Annotated in this window: 16 protein-coding genes and 1 pseudogene; 6 read left to right on the forward strand and 11 right to left on the reverse strand. The window is 65.3% G+C overall.

The features are described 5' to 3' along the window. Nucleotides 1-7: 7 nt before the first annotated feature. Genes EUB48_RS13740 through EUB48_RS13750 form a run of 3 tightly spaced genes read right to left on the reverse strand, consistent with a single transcriptional unit; the run spans nucleotide 8 to nucleotide 2,544 of the window. A complete protein-coding gene (locus tag EUB48_RS13740; RefSeq protein WP_142819647.1) occupies nucleotides 8-511 on the reverse strand; it encodes an aromatic-ring-hydroxylating dioxygenase subunit beta in 504 nt (167 codons plus the stop codon). Then, nucleotides 508-1,827 carry an aromatic ring-hydroxylating dioxygenase subunit alpha gene (locus EUB48_RS13745; protein WP_142819648.1) on the reverse strand — a complete coding sequence of 440 codons (1,320 nt, stop codon included), beginning with the start codon at nucleotides 1,825-1,827 and terminating at the stop codon, nucleotides 508-510. The genes EUB48_RS13740 and EUB48_RS13745 overlap by 4 nt, the downstream gene beginning before the upstream one ends. Nucleotides 1,828-1,878: 51 nt before the next feature. After that, nucleotides 1,879-2,544, reverse strand: a complete 666-nt coding sequence (locus EUB48_RS13750) for a DedA family protein (RefSeq protein WP_142819649.1) — start codon at nucleotides 2,542-2,544, stop codon at nucleotides 1,879-1,881. A 60-nt stretch (nucleotides 2,545-2,604) separates the two neighbouring features. Between EUB48_RS13750 and mutL the strand changes: the two genes are divergently transcribed. Both mutL and gdhA read left to right on the forward strand, forming a co-directional pair. After that, a complete protein-coding gene (mutL, locus tag EUB48_RS13755) occupies nucleotides 2,605-4,575 on the forward strand; it encodes a DNA mismatch repair endonuclease MutL (protein ID WP_142819650.1) in 1,971 nt (656 codons plus the stop codon). A 146-nt stretch (nucleotides 4,576-4,721) separates the two neighbouring features. Continuing rightward, nucleotides 4,722-6,065: an NADP-specific glutamate dehydrogenase gene (gene gdhA, locus EUB48_RS13760; protein ID WP_142819651.1), complete on the forward strand. Its 1,344-nt coding sequence runs from the start codon at nucleotides 4,722-4,724 to the stop codon at nucleotides 6,063-6,065. Between the two features lie 13 nt (nucleotides 6,066-6,078). On the opposite strand, the gene EUB48_RS13765 is transcribed toward gdhA, so the two are convergent. Further along, entirely contained in the window at nucleotides 6,079-6,441 is a 363-nt protein-coding gene (locus EUB48_RS13765; protein WP_476705527.1) for an EamA family transporter, read from the reverse strand. A gap of 184 nt (nucleotides 6,442-6,625) precedes the next feature. Between EUB48_RS13765 and miaA the strand changes: the two genes are divergently transcribed. Together miaA and EUB48_RS13775 are read left to right on the forward strand one after the other, a co-directional pair. Next, complete coding sequence (gene miaA / locus EUB48_RS13770; protein ID WP_142819653.1) at nucleotides 6,626-7,645, forward strand: tRNA (adenosine(37)-N6)-dimethylallyltransferase MiaA; 1,020 nt, start codon at nucleotides 6,626-6,628, stop codon at nucleotides 7,643-7,645. Then, entirely contained in the window at nucleotides 7,642-8,286 is a 645-nt protein-coding gene (locus EUB48_RS13775; RefSeq protein WP_142819654.1) for an ABC transporter ATP-binding protein, read from the forward strand. The genes miaA and EUB48_RS13775 overlap by 4 nt, the downstream gene beginning before the upstream one ends. Before the next feature lie 39 nt (nucleotides 8,287-8,325). On the opposite strand, the pseudogene EUB48_RS13780 reads toward EUB48_RS13775, so the two are convergent. The 3 genes and pseudogenes from EUB48_RS13780 to EUB48_RS13790 all read right to left on the reverse strand — a co-directional run. After that, a pseudogene (locus EUB48_RS13780) lies at nucleotides 8,326-8,583 on the reverse strand (Hsp20/alpha crystallin family protein); the annotation flags it as partial. Between the two features lie 15 nt (nucleotides 8,584-8,598). Further along, nucleotides 8,599-9,759 (reverse strand): YbfB/YjiJ family MFS transporter, encoded by a 1,161-nt coding sequence (locus tag EUB48_RS13785; RefSeq protein ID WP_210411635.1) that lies wholly within the window; start codon nucleotides 9,757-9,759, stop codon nucleotides 8,599-8,601. 19 nt (nucleotides 9,760-9,778) lie between these two features. Further along, nucleotides 9,779-10,432, reverse strand: coding sequence for an ABC transporter ATP-binding protein (locus tag EUB48_RS13790; RefSeq protein ID WP_244618202.1), 654 nt, complete (start codon nucleotides 10,430-10,432; stop codon nucleotides 9,779-9,781). A 73-nt stretch (nucleotides 10,433-10,505) separates the two neighbouring features. On the opposite strand from EUB48_RS13790, the gene EUB48_RS13795 reads away from it, so the two are divergent. Further along, nucleotides 10,506-11,648 (forward strand): zinc-binding dehydrogenase, encoded by a 1,143-nt coding sequence (locus tag EUB48_RS13795; protein WP_142819656.1) that lies wholly within the window; start codon nucleotides 10,506-10,508, stop codon nucleotides 11,646-11,648. A gap of 131 nt (nucleotides 11,649-11,779) precedes the next feature. On the opposite strand, the gene EUB48_RS13800 is transcribed toward EUB48_RS13795, so the two are convergent. Further along, nucleotides 11,780-12,232: a pyridoxamine 5'-phosphate oxidase family protein gene (locus tag EUB48_RS13800; protein ID WP_142819657.1), complete on the reverse strand. Its 453-nt coding sequence runs from the start codon at nucleotides 12,230-12,232 to the stop codon at nucleotides 11,780-11,782. A gap of 348 nt (nucleotides 12,233-12,580) precedes the next feature. Here EUB48_RS13800 and EUB48_RS13805 point away from each other — a divergent pair, with 348 nt between their 5' ends. Beyond that, the gene (locus EUB48_RS13805; RefSeq protein ID WP_142819658.1) at nucleotides 12,581-13,399 is read left to right on the forward strand and encodes a class I SAM-dependent methyltransferase; all 819 of its coding nucleotides are present in this window, start codon (nucleotides 12,581-12,583) and stop codon (nucleotides 13,397-13,399) included. Between the two features lie 75 nt (nucleotides 13,400-13,474). Here the strand turns inward: EUB48_RS13805 and EUB48_RS13810 are convergent, their stop codons facing one another. The 3 genes from EUB48_RS13810 to EUB48_RS13820 are packed head-to-tail and all read right to left on the reverse strand — an operon-like array spanning nucleotide 13,475 to nucleotide 15,068. Further along, entirely contained in the window at nucleotides 13,475-13,969 is a 495-nt protein-coding gene (locus tag EUB48_RS13810) for a HugZ family pyridoxamine 5'-phosphate oxidase (RefSeq protein ID WP_142819659.1), read from the reverse strand. A gap of 33 nt (nucleotides 13,970-14,002) precedes the next feature. After that, nucleotides 14,003-14,614, reverse strand: a complete 612-nt coding sequence (locus EUB48_RS13815) for a methyltransferase domain-containing protein (protein ID WP_142819660.1) — start codon at nucleotides 14,612-14,614, stop codon at nucleotides 14,003-14,005. A gap of 43 nt (nucleotides 14,615-14,657) precedes the next feature. Next, a complete protein-coding gene (locus tag EUB48_RS13820) occupies nucleotides 14,658-15,068 on the reverse strand; it encodes a hypothetical protein (RefSeq protein ID WP_142819661.1) in 411 nt (136 codons plus the stop codon). Nucleotides 15,069-15,097 lie beyond the last annotated feature (29 nt).

Consider the following 15,097-nt stretch of genomic DNA (forward strand, 5'->3'; position numbering starts at 1 on the left):
AGCGCCTTCAGACCGGGTAGATCAGCGAGTTGAGAACCATCTCGCTGTCGTAGATGCACTGGCGACTTTGAAAGCGCAGGCCGGCCTCGGTGCGCACGATCCGGTCGATGTAGCGGCCCACGTTGTAGACCTCGCTCACGCCGCCGGGTTTGGTCCGGAACACGGCGTAATGGGCCTGCGCATGAATGATGCCGTTGTTCACCGCCAGCACCTGCGCGGGGCTGACGATGTGCCGCATGTAGTACGGCGCGTGGAAGATCGTCTGGGTCACGCCGTAGACCCGATCCTTCATCATGCCCTGGCTCTCCAGGTCGATCAGCGCCAGCGGCAGGCCGCGGTCGAAGTTCTCGCGGGCCTGCACCTTGTAGCTTGCATCCGGCAGAAAGAATTCGGGCCAGGCCTCGAAGCGCTGCTCGTCCAGCGCGGCCGCGCAGGCGGCGTTGAGCTGGTCGATCTGGTGCTGCAGCAGCAAGGCTTCGACACTCCCGGCCGTTGGGGCGTGGGTGCTCATACGGCCATCACCTTCTTCCAGTAGGCATACATGCTGCGGATCAGGGTCTCCGTCACCATGTGCTCGGTCATCTCCGTGCCGGTGCCGCCCAGTTCACACAGGGTCGAACCGCCCTCGCCCCACTGGCGGAAACCGCCCTGACTCAGTTCGATCACCTCGCCGTCGTCAGCGCTCACAAAGCCGGCCGGGCCGAACAGATTCGACTGGCGCAGCCGGCGCCGCGTCATCTCGGGCGTGTCGTCGGCAAAGCCGAAATGCGTCCAGACAAAATCGAACTCGCCCGCGCCGCGCGGCACGATGTGGCGCGTGGACAGCGAGTTGACCTGTTGCTGGATGATGAGGCTGGGGAACAGCGTGATCATCGTTACGGTCGGCGTGATCTCGGCACCCGGATTCGACGGGTCGGGGATACGCCACCACGGCTCCGGCACTACGTCGAGCAGGCGGTCGTCGTGCAGCGTCATGCCGGCCTTGAAGCTGGTCACGCCCTGCGTCACCGCAGCTTGCCCGCCTTCGTTCTTTCTGGAAATCATCACCGCGTGGCGGCCCTGCGCGTCCATCACCATGCGCGATTTCTGGTCGGCCCGCCACAGCCCGAAGGTCACGAACCAGGTGTGCAGCAGGCCCGGGTGGTACGGGTCCTTGATGTTTTCCATCATGAGTTTCCAGTTGCCCGGAATGCGCTGGCGGTTGTAGCCCAGCAGCGTGAGCGTGTGCCCCTTGAAGATGCGCTCCAGCCACGGCATGACGTTGGGGCCGAGGTAATCCTGCAGCGGCTCGGTCTCGTCGCTGAAGGTGGCCAACACCAGCCCGTGCAGGGTGGCCACGCGCAGCTTCGTCAGGCCGTGGTCCTTGAGCTCGAAGCCCTCCGGCATGCCGCCGTTGACGCAGTCGCCGTCCTTCACCCCATCCTTGAACGGCAAGCCCGCCAGATCGCCGTTGAGCTTGTAGGTCCACTGGTGGTACGGGCAGACAAAGCTGCGCGCGTTGCCCTGCAGCTTCTGGCAAAAGCGCACGCCACGGTGCACGCAGCGGTTTTCCACCACACGGATGCCGCTGTCTGTATCGCGGTCTTTGGGGGCCACACGGTCGCGCACCATCAGCACCTGGCGCTCGCCGATATGGCTCAGCTTGTAGTCGCCCACATTGGGTATCTCGACCTCCAGGCCCACGTAGCACCAGTGCGCGCCGTAAAAAATGGCTTCCAGTTCGCGCTGGTACAACTGGCCGTCGGTATAGGCCCAAAATGGAATGCGGCTGGAGCCTGGCTGGCTCCAGCGGGAAAGAGCAGAACTTGAAGCCTGAGGTGCGTTCATGGCACTCCTCGCACGGTGGCGGTTGACGAGTCTAGATAATATGCTTGATTATCAATTCGGACCCGTTGACCTTGAGGCCGCCTGCCCTCTGCGGGCCTTCCAGGCGCCCAACAGGACGAACAGCCCCGGGATCAGGATCAGCGCCCAGATCACCTTTTCAAGGTTCGCCTTGACAAACGGGATGTTGCCGAAGAAATAACCGACGGTGACGAGTCCGCCCACCCACAGCGCGCCGCCGGTCACATCGAACAGCGTGAATTTGCGCCGCGTCATCTGCGCCACGCCCGCCACGAAGGGCGCGAAGGTGCGCACGAACGGCATGAAGCGCGCCGCCACGATGGTGATGCCGCCATAGCGTTCGTAAAAGCTGTGCGCCTGGTCGAACGCCCGCTTGTTGAAAAACTTGGAGTCTTCCCACTGGAACACCCGGGGCCCGAAATAATGGCCGATCGTGTAGTTGGACTGGTTGCCCAGCACCGCGGCGGCCAGCAGCAGCGCAACCGTCAGCGGGTAGTTCATCAGGCCCACGCCGCACATCGCACCGGCGACGAACAGGAGCGAGTCCCCCGGCAAGAACGGCATGACCACGAGGCCGGTCTCGACAAAAATAATCAAAAACAGCAGTGCATAGACCCACAGGCCGTAGCTGGTGACAAACGCCTCGAGGTGCTTGTCCACGTGCAGGATGAAGTCGATCAGAAAAGCAATAAGTTCCATGGGAAAGGATTATCCCTGCACCCCTAAAATGGCCCGGTGAATGCGCCCTACCCCCACTCCATGCCTCTTGACACCCGCCGCCCGATCCGCGAACTGCCCGAGGAGCTGATCAGCCAGATCGCCGCCGGCGAGGTGGTCGAGCGCCCGGCCTCGGTGGTGCGCGAACTGGTGGACAACGCGCTCGATGCCGGCGCCACGCAGGTCACGCTGCGGCTGCTGGCCGGCGGCGTGCGGCTGATCTCGGTGGAGGACGACGGCGCGGGCATTCCATTCGAGGAGCTGCCCATTGCGCTCAAACGCCATGCCACGAGCAAGATCGGGAACCTCGCCGATCTGGAATCGGTCGGCACCATGGGATTTCGCGGTGAGGCCCTGGCCGCTATCAACTCCATAGCTGACTGCGCCCTGCTGTCAAGGGCTGCAGGCCAATCCAGTGCTTATTTTCTGGATGGCCGCACGGGCGAGCTGAAACCCGCCGCGCGCGCCGCGGGCACCACGGTGGAAGTCAAGGAACTGTTCTTCAGCGTGCCAGCGCGGCGCAAATTCCTCAAGACCGATGCGACCGAGCAGGCGCACTGCGTCGAGGCCGTGCGCCGCCACGCGCTGGCGCGCCCCGACGTGGGCTTTGCCATCTGGGCCGAGGGCCGGCTGGTCGAGCAGTGGCGCGCCTGCGGCAGCGACGATGCGGCGAGAACACGCCGGCTCGGCGATGTGCTGGGCAGCGACTTCATCGCGCAGTCGATCGCGGTGGACTACCGCGCCGGCTCGGTGCGCGTGAGTGGCCGCGCCGGCATTCCCGACGCCGCACGGGCCCGCGCCGACCAGCAATTTTGCTATGTCAACGGCCGCTTCGTGCGCGACAAGGTGCTGACGCACGCGGCCCGCAGCGCCTACGAGGATGTGCTGCACGGCCAGCGCCAGCCGGTGTATGCGCTGTACGTGGAGATTGACCCGGCGCGGGTCGACGTGAACGTGCACCCGACCAAGATCGAGGTGCGCTTTCGCGACAGCCGCGAAGTGCACCAGGCCGTGCGCCACGCGGTGGAGAACGCACTGGCCGCGCCGCGGGCAGCGGCGGCCGTTCTGGCGGCAGCGGCAGCCACAGTCGCGACGGATTCCGCAACGACAGAATATGAGTCAAATCAGCCTGTTGCCCAGACGCCATGGGCGCAACCCGCTATTGATTTCGCAGCAACCCGGAATCACCGGGTCTCCGACTTCGAGGCGCTGTGGCCCGTTGGACAGTCCAATTCACCTGCAGCGGTGGGCCACTTTGGCAGCACTGGCACCGACCCATCCGGCACCGCTCAGGACCGGTCCCACGACGGGCTCACAACCGGCGCTACCGAAGCATTTTCCCCCGCTCGAGACGGCACTTTGCCCCCTCGACAAGTTCAGGACGGGCCAAGCGCCGGGCCAACGGCTGCGGATACGCTTCCCCCCGGCGACTGGCCGCTCGGTCGCGCACTCGCGCAGTTGCAGGGCATCTACATCCTGTCCGAGAACACGCAGGGCCTGGTCATCGTGGACATGCACGCGGCGCACGAGCGCATCGTCTACGAGCGCCTGAAAACGCAGATGGACAGCGCCGCCATCGCGAGCCAGCCGCTGCTGATCCCCGCCACATTCGCGGCCACCGCGCACGAAGTCGCCACGGCCGAGGCGCACACCGACACGCTCAGGATGCTGGGCCTGGAGATCACGCCGTTTTCGCCCAAGACGCTGGCCGTGCGCGCCGTGCCCACCTCGCTGGCCCAAGGTGATGCGGTGGAGTTGGCGCGCAGCGTGCTGGCCGAGCTCAGCACACACGACGCCAGCACCGTGATCCAGCGCGCGCAGAACGAGCTGCTCTCCACCATGGCCTGCCATGGCGCGGTGCGCGCGAATCGCCGCCTCACCGTGGACGAGATGAACGCGCTGCTGCGCCAGATGGAGCACACCGAGCGCTCCGACCAGTGCAACCACGGCCGCCCCACCTGGCGCCAGGTCACGATCCGCGAGCTCGACAGCCTGTTCCTGCGCGGGCGCTAGCCGGCTCGCCGGCTTAGTGGCGCCCGTTTCGACGCTTCTTTGGACGCCTGGTGTCTTCCGGATGGCCGACGCACCAAAACAGGGAGATTTCCTGCAAAATACGTCTTTTGCATGACTTCATGCACCATTTAAGTGAAAGACGGTTGATGAAATTCCAGACCCTCCACGCGTTCCTGGGCCACGTGGCCGAACGCAACCCCGGCCAGAGCGAGTACCTGCAGGCCGTGACCGAAGTCATGGAGAGCCTGTGGCCCTACATTGAAAAACACCCCAAATATGCCGGCCAGGGCCTGCTTGAACGCCTGACCGAGCCCGAGCGCGCCATCATCTTTCGCGTCTCGTGGGTGGACGATCATGGCGAGGTCCGCGTGAACCGCGGCTTTCGCATCCAGCACAGCTCGGCCATCGGCCCGTACAAGGGCGGCCTGCGCCTGCACCCGTCGGTGAACCTGTCGATCCTGAAATTCCTGGCCTTCGAGCAGACCTTCAAGAACGCGTTGACGACTTTGCCCATGGGCGGCGCCAAGGGCGGCAGCGACTTCGACCCCAAGGGCAAGAGCCCCGGCGAAGTCATGCGCTTTTGCCAGGCCTTCGTGAGCGAGCTGGTGCACCACGTGGGCGCCGACACCGACGTGCCGGCCGGCGACATTGGCGTGGGCGGCCGCGAGATCGGTTTCATGACCGGCATGATGAAAAAAATCACGAACCGGGCCGACTGCGTGTTCACCGGCAAGGGCCTGAGTTTCGGCGGCTCGCTGATCCGCCCCGAAGCCACCGGTTACGGCACCGTCTACTTCGCCGAAGAGATGCTCAAGCAGAGCGGGCGCTCGCTGCAGGGCCTGCGCATCAGCGTGTCGGGCTCGGGCAATGTGGCGCAATACGCGGTCGAGAAGGCCATGGCGCTGGGCGCCAAGGTCGTCACCGTGTCGGACTCCAGCGGCACCGTGGTGGACGAGGAAGGCTTCAGCCCGGCCAAGCTGGCCGAACTCATGGAGGTCAAGAACCACCAGTACGGCCGCGTCAGCGACTACGCCCGGCGCACGGGCACGAACTTCCATGCCGGCGCGCGCCCCTGGGATGTGCCGGTGGATGTGGTGCTGCCCTGCGCGACCCAGAACGAACTGGACGCCAATGACGCCGCCACCCTGATCAAGAACGGGGCCATTTGCGTGGCCGAAGGCGCCAACATGCCCTGCACCATCGAGGCCGTGAAAGCGTTCGAGGCCAACGGCGTGCTGTATGCGCCCGGCAAGGCCAGCAATGCCGGCGGTGTCGCCACGTCGGGCCTGGAGATGAGCCAGAACGCCATGCGCCTGACCTGGCCGCGCGACGAGGTGGACGCGCGCCTGCACAGCATCATGACCAGCATTCATGAAGCCTGCCTGCAGCACGGCCGGCGCGCCGATGGCAGCGTGAGCTATGTGGATGGCGCCAACGTCGCCGCGTTCGTGAAAGTGGCCGACGCCATGCTGGCGCAAGGCGTGATCTGAAGCGGGGACCGCGCTACTTCTTGAGCCCCAGCACGACGACCCCCGCGCCCACCATCAGGATGCCGAGCCATTCGCGCGCGCCGGGCCGCTCGCCAAGAAAAACAAAGGCGAAGATCGCCACCAGCACCAGGCTGAACTTGTCCACCGGCGCGACCTTGGACGCATCGCCGATCTTGAGCGCGCGAAAGTAGCAGACCCATGAGGCGCCGGTGGCCAGCCCCGACAGCGCCAGGAACAGCCAGGTCTTGGTCTGCAGCGCCCAGGGGTTGCTCCACTTGCCGGTGGCAACGACGAAGCCCGCAAGCACCACGATGATGACTGCCGTGCGGATCAGCGTGGCGCGGTGGTCATGGTGATGGTGTCCTGTGTTCCGCACGGAATCGGCGGTGCGGGCCATTGTGACCGCGCCACGGCGTCTTGAGCAGCATCGATCACCTTGGTCCCGGCGCCGCCGCATTTCGCCCGAGGTCTGCCAGGCGATCTGATACGCTCAGACGGATGTCTCGCACGCCGCCCTTTTCAATGACTTCGCCTCTCTGCTGCCGGGGCACAACAGCGTGGTGAACCGTCCCAATCCGGACGCCGCAACACTGCGCTATGTCGCGCTGGCCGGACCCACGGCCGCCGGCAAGACGGCCGCCGCCATGGCCATTGCGCGCGCGCATGCGGTCGAGATCGTCAGCGTCGATTCGGCGCTGGTGTACCGCGGCATGGACATCGGCACGGCGAAGCCCAGCGCGGAAGAACGGGCGGCCGTGCCGCACCACCTGATCGACATTCGCGACCCATTGCAGCCCTACAGCGCGGCCGAGTTCGCGGCCGACGCACGGCGACTGATCAGTGACATCAGCGCGCGCGGCAGGCTGCCGCTGCTGGTAGGCGGCACCATGCTGTACTTCAAGGCGCTGGCGCAGGGCCTGGATGCGATGCCGCCGGCCGACCCGGCGATTCGCGCCGCGCTGGAAGCCGAGGCGCTGGCATCGGGCTGGCCCGCCCTGCACGCCGAGCTGGCACGCGTGGACCCGGTCACGGCCAAGCGCCTGGCGCCCAATGATTCGCAGCGCATCCAGCGCGCGCTGGAGGTGTACCGCGCCTCCGGCCAGCCCATGTCATCCTTCCATACTATTAAAACAATAGCTGATAGCACAGACTCCGCAAGGGCTACAGCCTTTATTTCTTTAGAACCGCAAGATCGCGGCTGGCTGCACGAGCGCATCGCCCAGCGCTTCGACGCCATGCTGGCGGCGGGTTTTCTGGACGAAGTCCGGACCCTGCGCGCGCGCGGCGACCTGACCGCGCAGGCGCCCGCGATGCGCTGCGTCGGCTACCGCCAGGCGTGGGAGTGGTTGGACGCGCAAGAAGCGCGCGGGCTGGATGCACACGAAGCACGCGGGCCGGGCGACCTCCCTGCGATCAGCGAGCTGCGCGACAAGGGCATCTTCGCCACACGCCAGCTTGCCAAGCGCCAGCTCACCTGGCTGCGCTCAAGCCCCGAGCGCCGCGTGGTGGCCTGCGACGACCCCACGGCCGTGCAGCAGGTGCTGGCGCTGGTGCAGGCCTTTCAAGAGCAACGTGCATGAGCCTGGTCGTCAACGCCTTGAGCAAACGCTATGGCGAGCTGGTGGTGTTCGACAACGTCTCGCTCGAAGTCGCGCCCGGCGAATTCGTCGCCATCGTAGGCGAGTCGGGCGTCGGCAAATCCACGCTGCTCAACTGCATGGCCGGACTGGATACGTGGGATACCGGCTCGGTGCAACTCGACGGCGTGGATATCGGCGCCTTGAGCGCCGACGAGCGCGCGCTCTGGCGCCGGCGCAAGGTCGGCTTTGTATTCCAGGCCTTTCATGTGCTGCCGCACCTGGACGTGGCGCAAAACGTGGCGCTGCCACTGATGCTGCTGGGCCAGCACGACGATGCGCGCGTACAGGACATGCTGGATGCCGTCGGCCTGCACGGCCTGGGCGCACGGCTGCCGCAGCAGCTCAGCGGCGGCCAGCTGCAGCGCGTGGCGATCGCGCGCGCGCTGATTCATCGCCCCACGCTGCTGCTGGCGGACGAGCCGACCGGCAACCTGGATCCGGCCACCGCCACCAAGGTGATGGATGCACTGATCTCGCAAACCCGCCAGCACGGCGCCTCGCTGGTGCTGGTGACGCATTCGGCGGCCGCTGCCGCGCGAGCCGACCGCGTGCTGCATCTCAGCGCGGTCGGCATCGCCTGACGCGACTGCGCCGGCAGCGCACAGGCCGGAACGGCCCGCTTATTCGATGGCCAGATGCTGGACGCCGGTGCCCCCCTTCTTGGGCAGCGTCAGCATCAAAATCCCGTTGTCATACTTGGCCTTGGCCTGCGCCTGCTCAATGTCCTGCGGCAACTGGAGGCTGCGCGACACCGCGCCGTAGTAGCGCTCGCTGCGCAGTACCTTGTCACCCTCGGTCTGGCTGTCCTCCTGCTTGACCTCAGCGCGCAGCGTGACCACGCTGCCGTCCAGCGACACCTGGATGTCATCCTTGCGCACCGGGCTTGACGCAGATCAATCCGGCTGGCGCCGCAGCGCCCAGGCCCCCGCCAGCAGCAGCGCGACCGCGAACAGGCTGGGCCCGGCCGCATGGCGGGCGCCATCCGCCGCAGCCATCGCAACAACGATCGGGCCCGCCAGCTGCCCCAGTGCAAAGGCGGCGGTCATCGCGGCCATCAGCTTCGGCGCATGGGCACCGGCGATGCGCCGGGCCTCCTGCATCCCCGCCATGGTATTCACCATGAACGTGCCGCCGACGCACACCGCCGCCACCAGCAGCGTCCCGATTCCGGGGAGCAGCACCGGAGCGAGCACACCGGCCGCCATGACGAGCTGGCCCAGCGCCCAGACCCTGCGCGCCTGCATGCGCCTGGAGCCAAGCGCAACGGCCACGGTCGACAGCGCCGCGGTCGCCCCGAACACCGGCCAGACCCAGCCAAAGACCGCCGGGTCGGCAATCACATCGCGCGCCATCGCGGGCAGGAACGTGGCCGGGATGATGTAGCCGAACCCGAAGGTGCCGTAGCAAAGCACCAGCCGCCAGCCATCCGCGCCGAGCCGGCCCGCCTGCCGCACACTGGAGGCCGCGACGGCGCCGGCCGCACGCATCGGCGCCCAGGCGATGCCCGCGACCACAATGCTGGCCAACCCCAGCAGCAGCCACACCCCGGCGGGATCGGAGCCACCCAGCCCGGCCAGCAAGACGACCAGACCGGCCAGGCTGATGCCCACACCAACACCGGCAAAAACCCAACCCGACCACACCGAGCGGTCATGCCTGGCGAGCACGGGCAAGGCCCAGGCCGACACCCCCACCAGCACGTAGGCGCTGGCCACACCGGCGCCGAAGCGCAGGGCCAGCCACGCATCAAAGCCATCCGTCACGCCCATGCCCAGCGTCAACAACGCCACCGCCACCAAGCCAAAGCGCACCGCATGGCGCGGCGCCGGCACGGTGATGCTGCACAGCATGGCGCCCACCAGGTAGCCGACGTAGTTGGCCCCCGCAAGCCACGCGCCCTGGCGCAGACTCATGCCGGCATGCGCCTGCATCAGCGGCAACAGCGGTGTGAAGGCAAAGCGGCCCACGCCCATGGCCGAGGCCAGCGCGGCAAAGCCGATAAGGGTAATCTTGAGTGCCGAAATCGGGTGCCGGTTTGCTGTCATCGTGCTCATGATAGGCGCGCGCTGCAGTTCACAGATCGATGATGGCTGCCAGCGGCACGCCCGCCGGCGCCTCGTAGTCGGCCATCACCCATGCGCGCGCGGGATGCGTGGCCGCGTCCTGCAGAAGTTCCGTCACAAAGCCGATCGACGTCTTGTCGAGCGCCGCAAAGGGCTCGTCCAGCAACGTGACGGCAGCGCCCGACGCAAAGGCCGCGGCCAGCCAGACCTTGCGCTTGGACCCCGTGGACAGCATGTACAAAGGCTTGTCCCGGTGCGGTGCCAGCGACAGGCCTTCCGTCAACTCGCCCGCTACCTGCTCGTCGAACGCCGAATACTGGCGGTGCAAAGTTCTGAAGTAATCGACCGGCGTGATCTGGTCAAAGGCACTCGAGCGCGGATCGATCCAGAACACCTGCCGGCGATAGGCGCCCGGCCGGTCGCCCAGGCGCACACCGTTGATTTGCAGCGTTCCAGCCTGGGCTGGCCGATCCCCCGCCAGCAAACGCAGCAGCGTGCTCTTGCCGCTGCCATCGCCGCCGCGCACCAGCGTAACCCCGGGCGGGATGCGCGTAGACCAATCGGCGAAAAGTTCGCGCTGCGGATGGCGGAAACACAGGCCATGCGCCTGCAGTACTGCGGATGGAGTGATGACGGGATGTTCGATAAAGCGGCTCTCTTTCAAGGTGGGAATGCGCGGCCATTGTAAAAAAATATTGACCCTATGCTAGAGTGAATTTCCATCACAGGAGTCCACCATGAGTACCAACCCAACACGCACAGGGCTTCAACTTCGCTCCCTCGTCAAGCCCAATGGCGAACTGGAGATATCGCTGCTCAGCGTCGCGACCCCGGATCCCGCGCCCGACGAAGTGGTGGTGCGGATCGAAGCCACTCCGATCAACCCCTCCGACATCGGACTGCTTTTTGGCGCTGCCGACATCAGCACGGCAAAGATGTCCGGAACGCCGGCCAGCCCCGTCGTCACAGCGCAAATTCCTGACCAGCTGATGAAAGGCATGGCCGCCCGCCTGGGCCAGTCGCTGCCTGTGGGCAACGAGGGTGCCGGCGTGGTTGTCGCTGCGGGGTCGTCCGGCACGGCGCAGGCGCTGCTGGGCAAGACGGTGGCCGTTCTGGGCGGGGCGATGTATGCGCAGTACCGCTGCATCCAGGCCGACCAATGCCTGGTGCTGCCAGAAGGCACGACGCCGGCCGAGGGCGCCTCCTGCTTCGTCAACCCGCTGACCGCGCTTGGCATGGTGGAAACCATGCGGCGCGAGGGCCACAAAGCCCTGGTTCACACGGCGGCGGCCTCCAACCTCGGCCAGATGCTCAACAAGATCTGCATCAAGGACCAGATCGGTCTGGTGAACGTCGTGCGCAAGCCCGAGCAGGCGACGCTGCTCAAGCGCATGGGCGCCAAATATGTTTGCGACTCATCAACGCCCACGTTCATGGAAGACCTCACGCAGGCGCTGGTGGACACCGGCGCCACCATTGCCTTCGATGCCACCGGCGGCGGCAAGCTGGCCGGACAGATCCTGACCTGCATGGAGGCGGCTTTGAATCGCACTGCCAAAGAATACAGCCGCTACGGTTCCACCACCCACAAGCAGGTTTACCTCTACGGGGGTCTCGACACCGGCCCGACAGAGTTCAACCGGAACTTCGGCATGGCATGGGGCATCGGTGGCTGGCTATTGTTTCCGTTCCTGCAGCGTATCGGCGTGGAGGCTGCGCAGGCACTGCGCCAACGAGTGGCGGCGGAGCTCAAGACAACCTTTGCCAGCAGCTACTCGAAGGAGATTTCCCTGGCCGAGGCCCTGCAACCAGAAGTCATCGCCGTTTATGGCCAACGTGCGACCGGCACCAAGTACCTGATCAATCCCAACAAGGCATAACCAGGTTGCGGTCACCACCATCTCATTGATCGGCCGGACTGCAGCGGGAGCAGCCATCGGCAAGATGCGGCCATTCGGGTTCGAAGAACATCCGAGTCGCGCACGACATCAAGACCGCGAGAATGACGCGATCAGCAAATGACGAGATCCGTATGCCCGAAGCCCTTGGAGTAATCAAGGACGGAAATGATCGTGGGCGTTACGCGGAACAGGCGGACCTCATCCGGGCTCGGCATCTTCATCGGCAGAGGCTGTGCCTCAGGATATTTCAGCGGTAGCATGCGCAAGACTTTCTCCGCTTGTGCCCGATCATCCACTGCATGCGCGCGTGCTGCCATCGACAGGCCGGTGATCGCCATCAAATCCGCCGTGTCGTGATCGATTGTCAGCGAGAGCCGATCATCTCGCGCCAGGTTTTTTGCCTTCTGACTCTCCAGGCCGCAGAGAAAGTACAGGGTCAAGCCTTCATTCACGTAGCCAACAGTCGTTGCCTGTGGCCAGCCATCCGGCCGCACTGTCGCAACCGTCATGATCCGATGTTGCGCCAAGAGCGCCAGGATCTTCCGTCTGATTTCGTCGTCCATGACTCGCCTCCACAATCGTCAAGTGGGAAAGTTCGTCGATATTTTGGGCTTGTTTAGCCGCGCGGCCTTGATCTCCATCAAGAGCTGACGGCATCGGGTCGAGCCCGCGCCTTGGTAGGGTGACCGTGACCGGCTCCGCTCAGTCTTCTGTTGACGGTCGACAGAGCTAGCCCAAAAACTGTCATTGGGAGTTTCAAAACCATGGTTCCATAACTCACGGCCACCAGTCACAGGCTTCATCGTGCCCGAACAGATGCTGGGAGTTCGACGCAGCGGACCTTTGCAAGATCGCTGTTCAATTGGCCTCGCCGCGCCTAAGATCACAGCAAGTCCGAAAGGAGGAATCCGATGAACAAACCTGCATCTGACGCGCTCTTCGCCGGCTCGATTCCCGAGCTCTACGACAGCCACCTCGTTCCACTGATCTTTGAGCCCTATGCCGCCGATCTGGCGCAGCGTGTGGCCGCTCTCGATCCGTCACGTGTGCTTGAGACCGCCGCCGGCACGGGCGCCGTCACCCGAGCGATGGCGCAGGTCTTGCCCCTCCATGTCGACCTGGTGGCGACCGACCTGAATCAGCCAATGCTCGATCGTGCCGCGGCCGTCGGCACGAAGCGCCCGGTGCAGTGGCAGCAGGCGGATGCGGCGCTGCTACCGTTCGAGGACGCGAGTTTCGACATCGTCGTTTGCCAATTCGGCGTGATGTTCTTTCCCGACAAGTCGCGCGCGTTTTCCGAAGCACGGCGCGTGCTGCGTCGCGGCGGCGTGCTGTTGTTCAACGTCTGGGATCGCATCGAGGAAAACGAGTTTGCCGATACCGTCACGACGGTGCTTGCCGGCCTGTTCCCCGCGGACCCCCCACGGTTCATGGCGCGCACACCCCACGGCTATTTCGACAGGGAAGCGATTGCACGCGACCTCACGGCTGCGGGGTTCGACTCGGCGCCACGTATCGAGACGATTGCAGCGCGCAGTCGCGCGGTGTCGGCACAGGTGCCGGCCGTTGCCTATTGTCAGGGAACGCTCTTGCGCAATGAGATCGAGGCCCGTTCTGGCGCCGATGTGGTGCAAGCGACAGCGGCGTGTGCCGCTGCGATCGCCGCGCGATTCGGCGCAGGCCCGGTCGACGCAAAGATCCAGGCGCACGTCGTCTGCGCCCAGAGCTGACGGGGCCAAGCGTCAGGAATGTGCTACAGCATGCCTGCGCCGTTATCAGCCGCAGATGGGTAATCCCGGGGCCGGCTATGCCGGTTTTGCCGGGCTCAAAACGCGTTTGATTTCTTCTTCGTCCACATCGCGCGCCGCGCCAAACCCCGCGACGTGACGCGCTTGTGTGATGCGCACCGCCACAAAACGAAAGTCGCCCAACTGCGTCATGAACTCCGCCTCGGGAAATCGGGCCAGATACGCGGCCCGGCACGCATGCCACGGCGCGCTGTCGGGCGCCAGCATCAACGCCTCCCCCTGCAGCGTCACGCGCGGCAGCGCATGCACCGGCTCACCCGTTACCTCAGGCTGCATGACAAGCAGCGACACCCTGGGCCGGGCTTGCAGGTTGCGCGTGTGGGCCGCCAGGCCGCTGACGTGAATGACCAGGCAGCCCAGAGCGGGCTCCAGGGCGAACGGCACCATGGAGACAAAGGCGGCGCCATCGTCGCCCGTGGTGCCCAAGGCCGCCGTGCGCTGCGCATGCAGCAGCGCGCGCAATTCGCCCGTCAGTCTGGATTCATGAGACATGGCCTACCCTGCAATACGCTACGTTGGCTGCACTCACCGGCGAATCAGCCGCAGCCCCAACTCGTGCACAAGGACCGGATGGGGCACTTTGGCGTAAGGCGGTTTGGGCCATGCCCAGTCAGGCTGCGCAAACAAGGCCCACATGGCGTTGATGTCGCAGTGGTAGGGCGGCCCTTCGATCAATCCCTCTTCGCTGGCGGCAGGGCGAATCGCCTGCATGAACAGCACCCACAGACTGCCTTCGGGCTTGAGCCATTGGCGCAATTGCCTTGCGTACTGCAACCAATGGTCCGGGTGAATCGCGCACAGGCAGGTTTGCTCGTAAACGGCATCGAAAACCTGCCCCGGCTGGTAGCTCAGAACATCGGCCTGAACAACTTCCGCCTTGAGGGACTGGGTGTCCAGCAGCGCGCGGGTTTTTGCGACGGCCGCCGGGGTGTAGTCGAGCCCCGTGACGTCGAAGCCGCGCCGCGCCAGTTCGGCCACCTCCCAGCCACCGCCGCAACCCGGCACGGCAATCCGGCACGGTTGCAACGCGCCGCTGTCCAGCCAGGCCAATAGTTGGGGATTAGGGGCGCCACGGTCCCAGCGTGTTTCCTTTTTCTCGAAGCGTTCTTGCCAGAATTCCGTCGTGGGGCCGGCCATATCAAATCCTTTGGGACGTTTGTTGAAGCTTGCCGCGATTTTGTCAGGCGCCCTGGCGCACTATCGCCAGGCCCAGCGCACCCACGGCGATGACGGCAATCACCACGTTGGCAACCGCCAGCCAGAGCAGGCGCACCCGGCTGGTTTCGATGCGGCTGATGAGTTGCGTGTTCTGTTCCGCCAGCGCCTTGATGAGCTCCGAGGACGCCACCATCTGGCCGTGCAGGTCGGACGCCTCGACCTCCAGTGCGGCGATGCGGGTCTCCAGCGCGGCGATGGCCTGCGCCTCGGGTGACGAAACCGGTGGCGACGCCGCAGGGGCAAGCTCCGGTGGCGCCGGTTTCTTGCCCACGGAACTCCACAGTTTCTTCGCGCCGTCAACCACGATGGGCGCCGTGCTGATGACATCCGCCCACGGGATGGTTTTCAAAGCCGTGAGCCAACCAATTGCCATGAATCAACCTCTCTGAAGATGGTCGGTTA

The organism is Rhodoferax sediminis (genome assembly GCF_006970865.1).
In the GTDB taxonomy this organism is placed as follows: domain Bacteria; phylum Pseudomonadota; class Gammaproteobacteria; order Burkholderiales; family Burkholderiaceae_C; genus Rhodoferax_A; species Rhodoferax_A sediminis.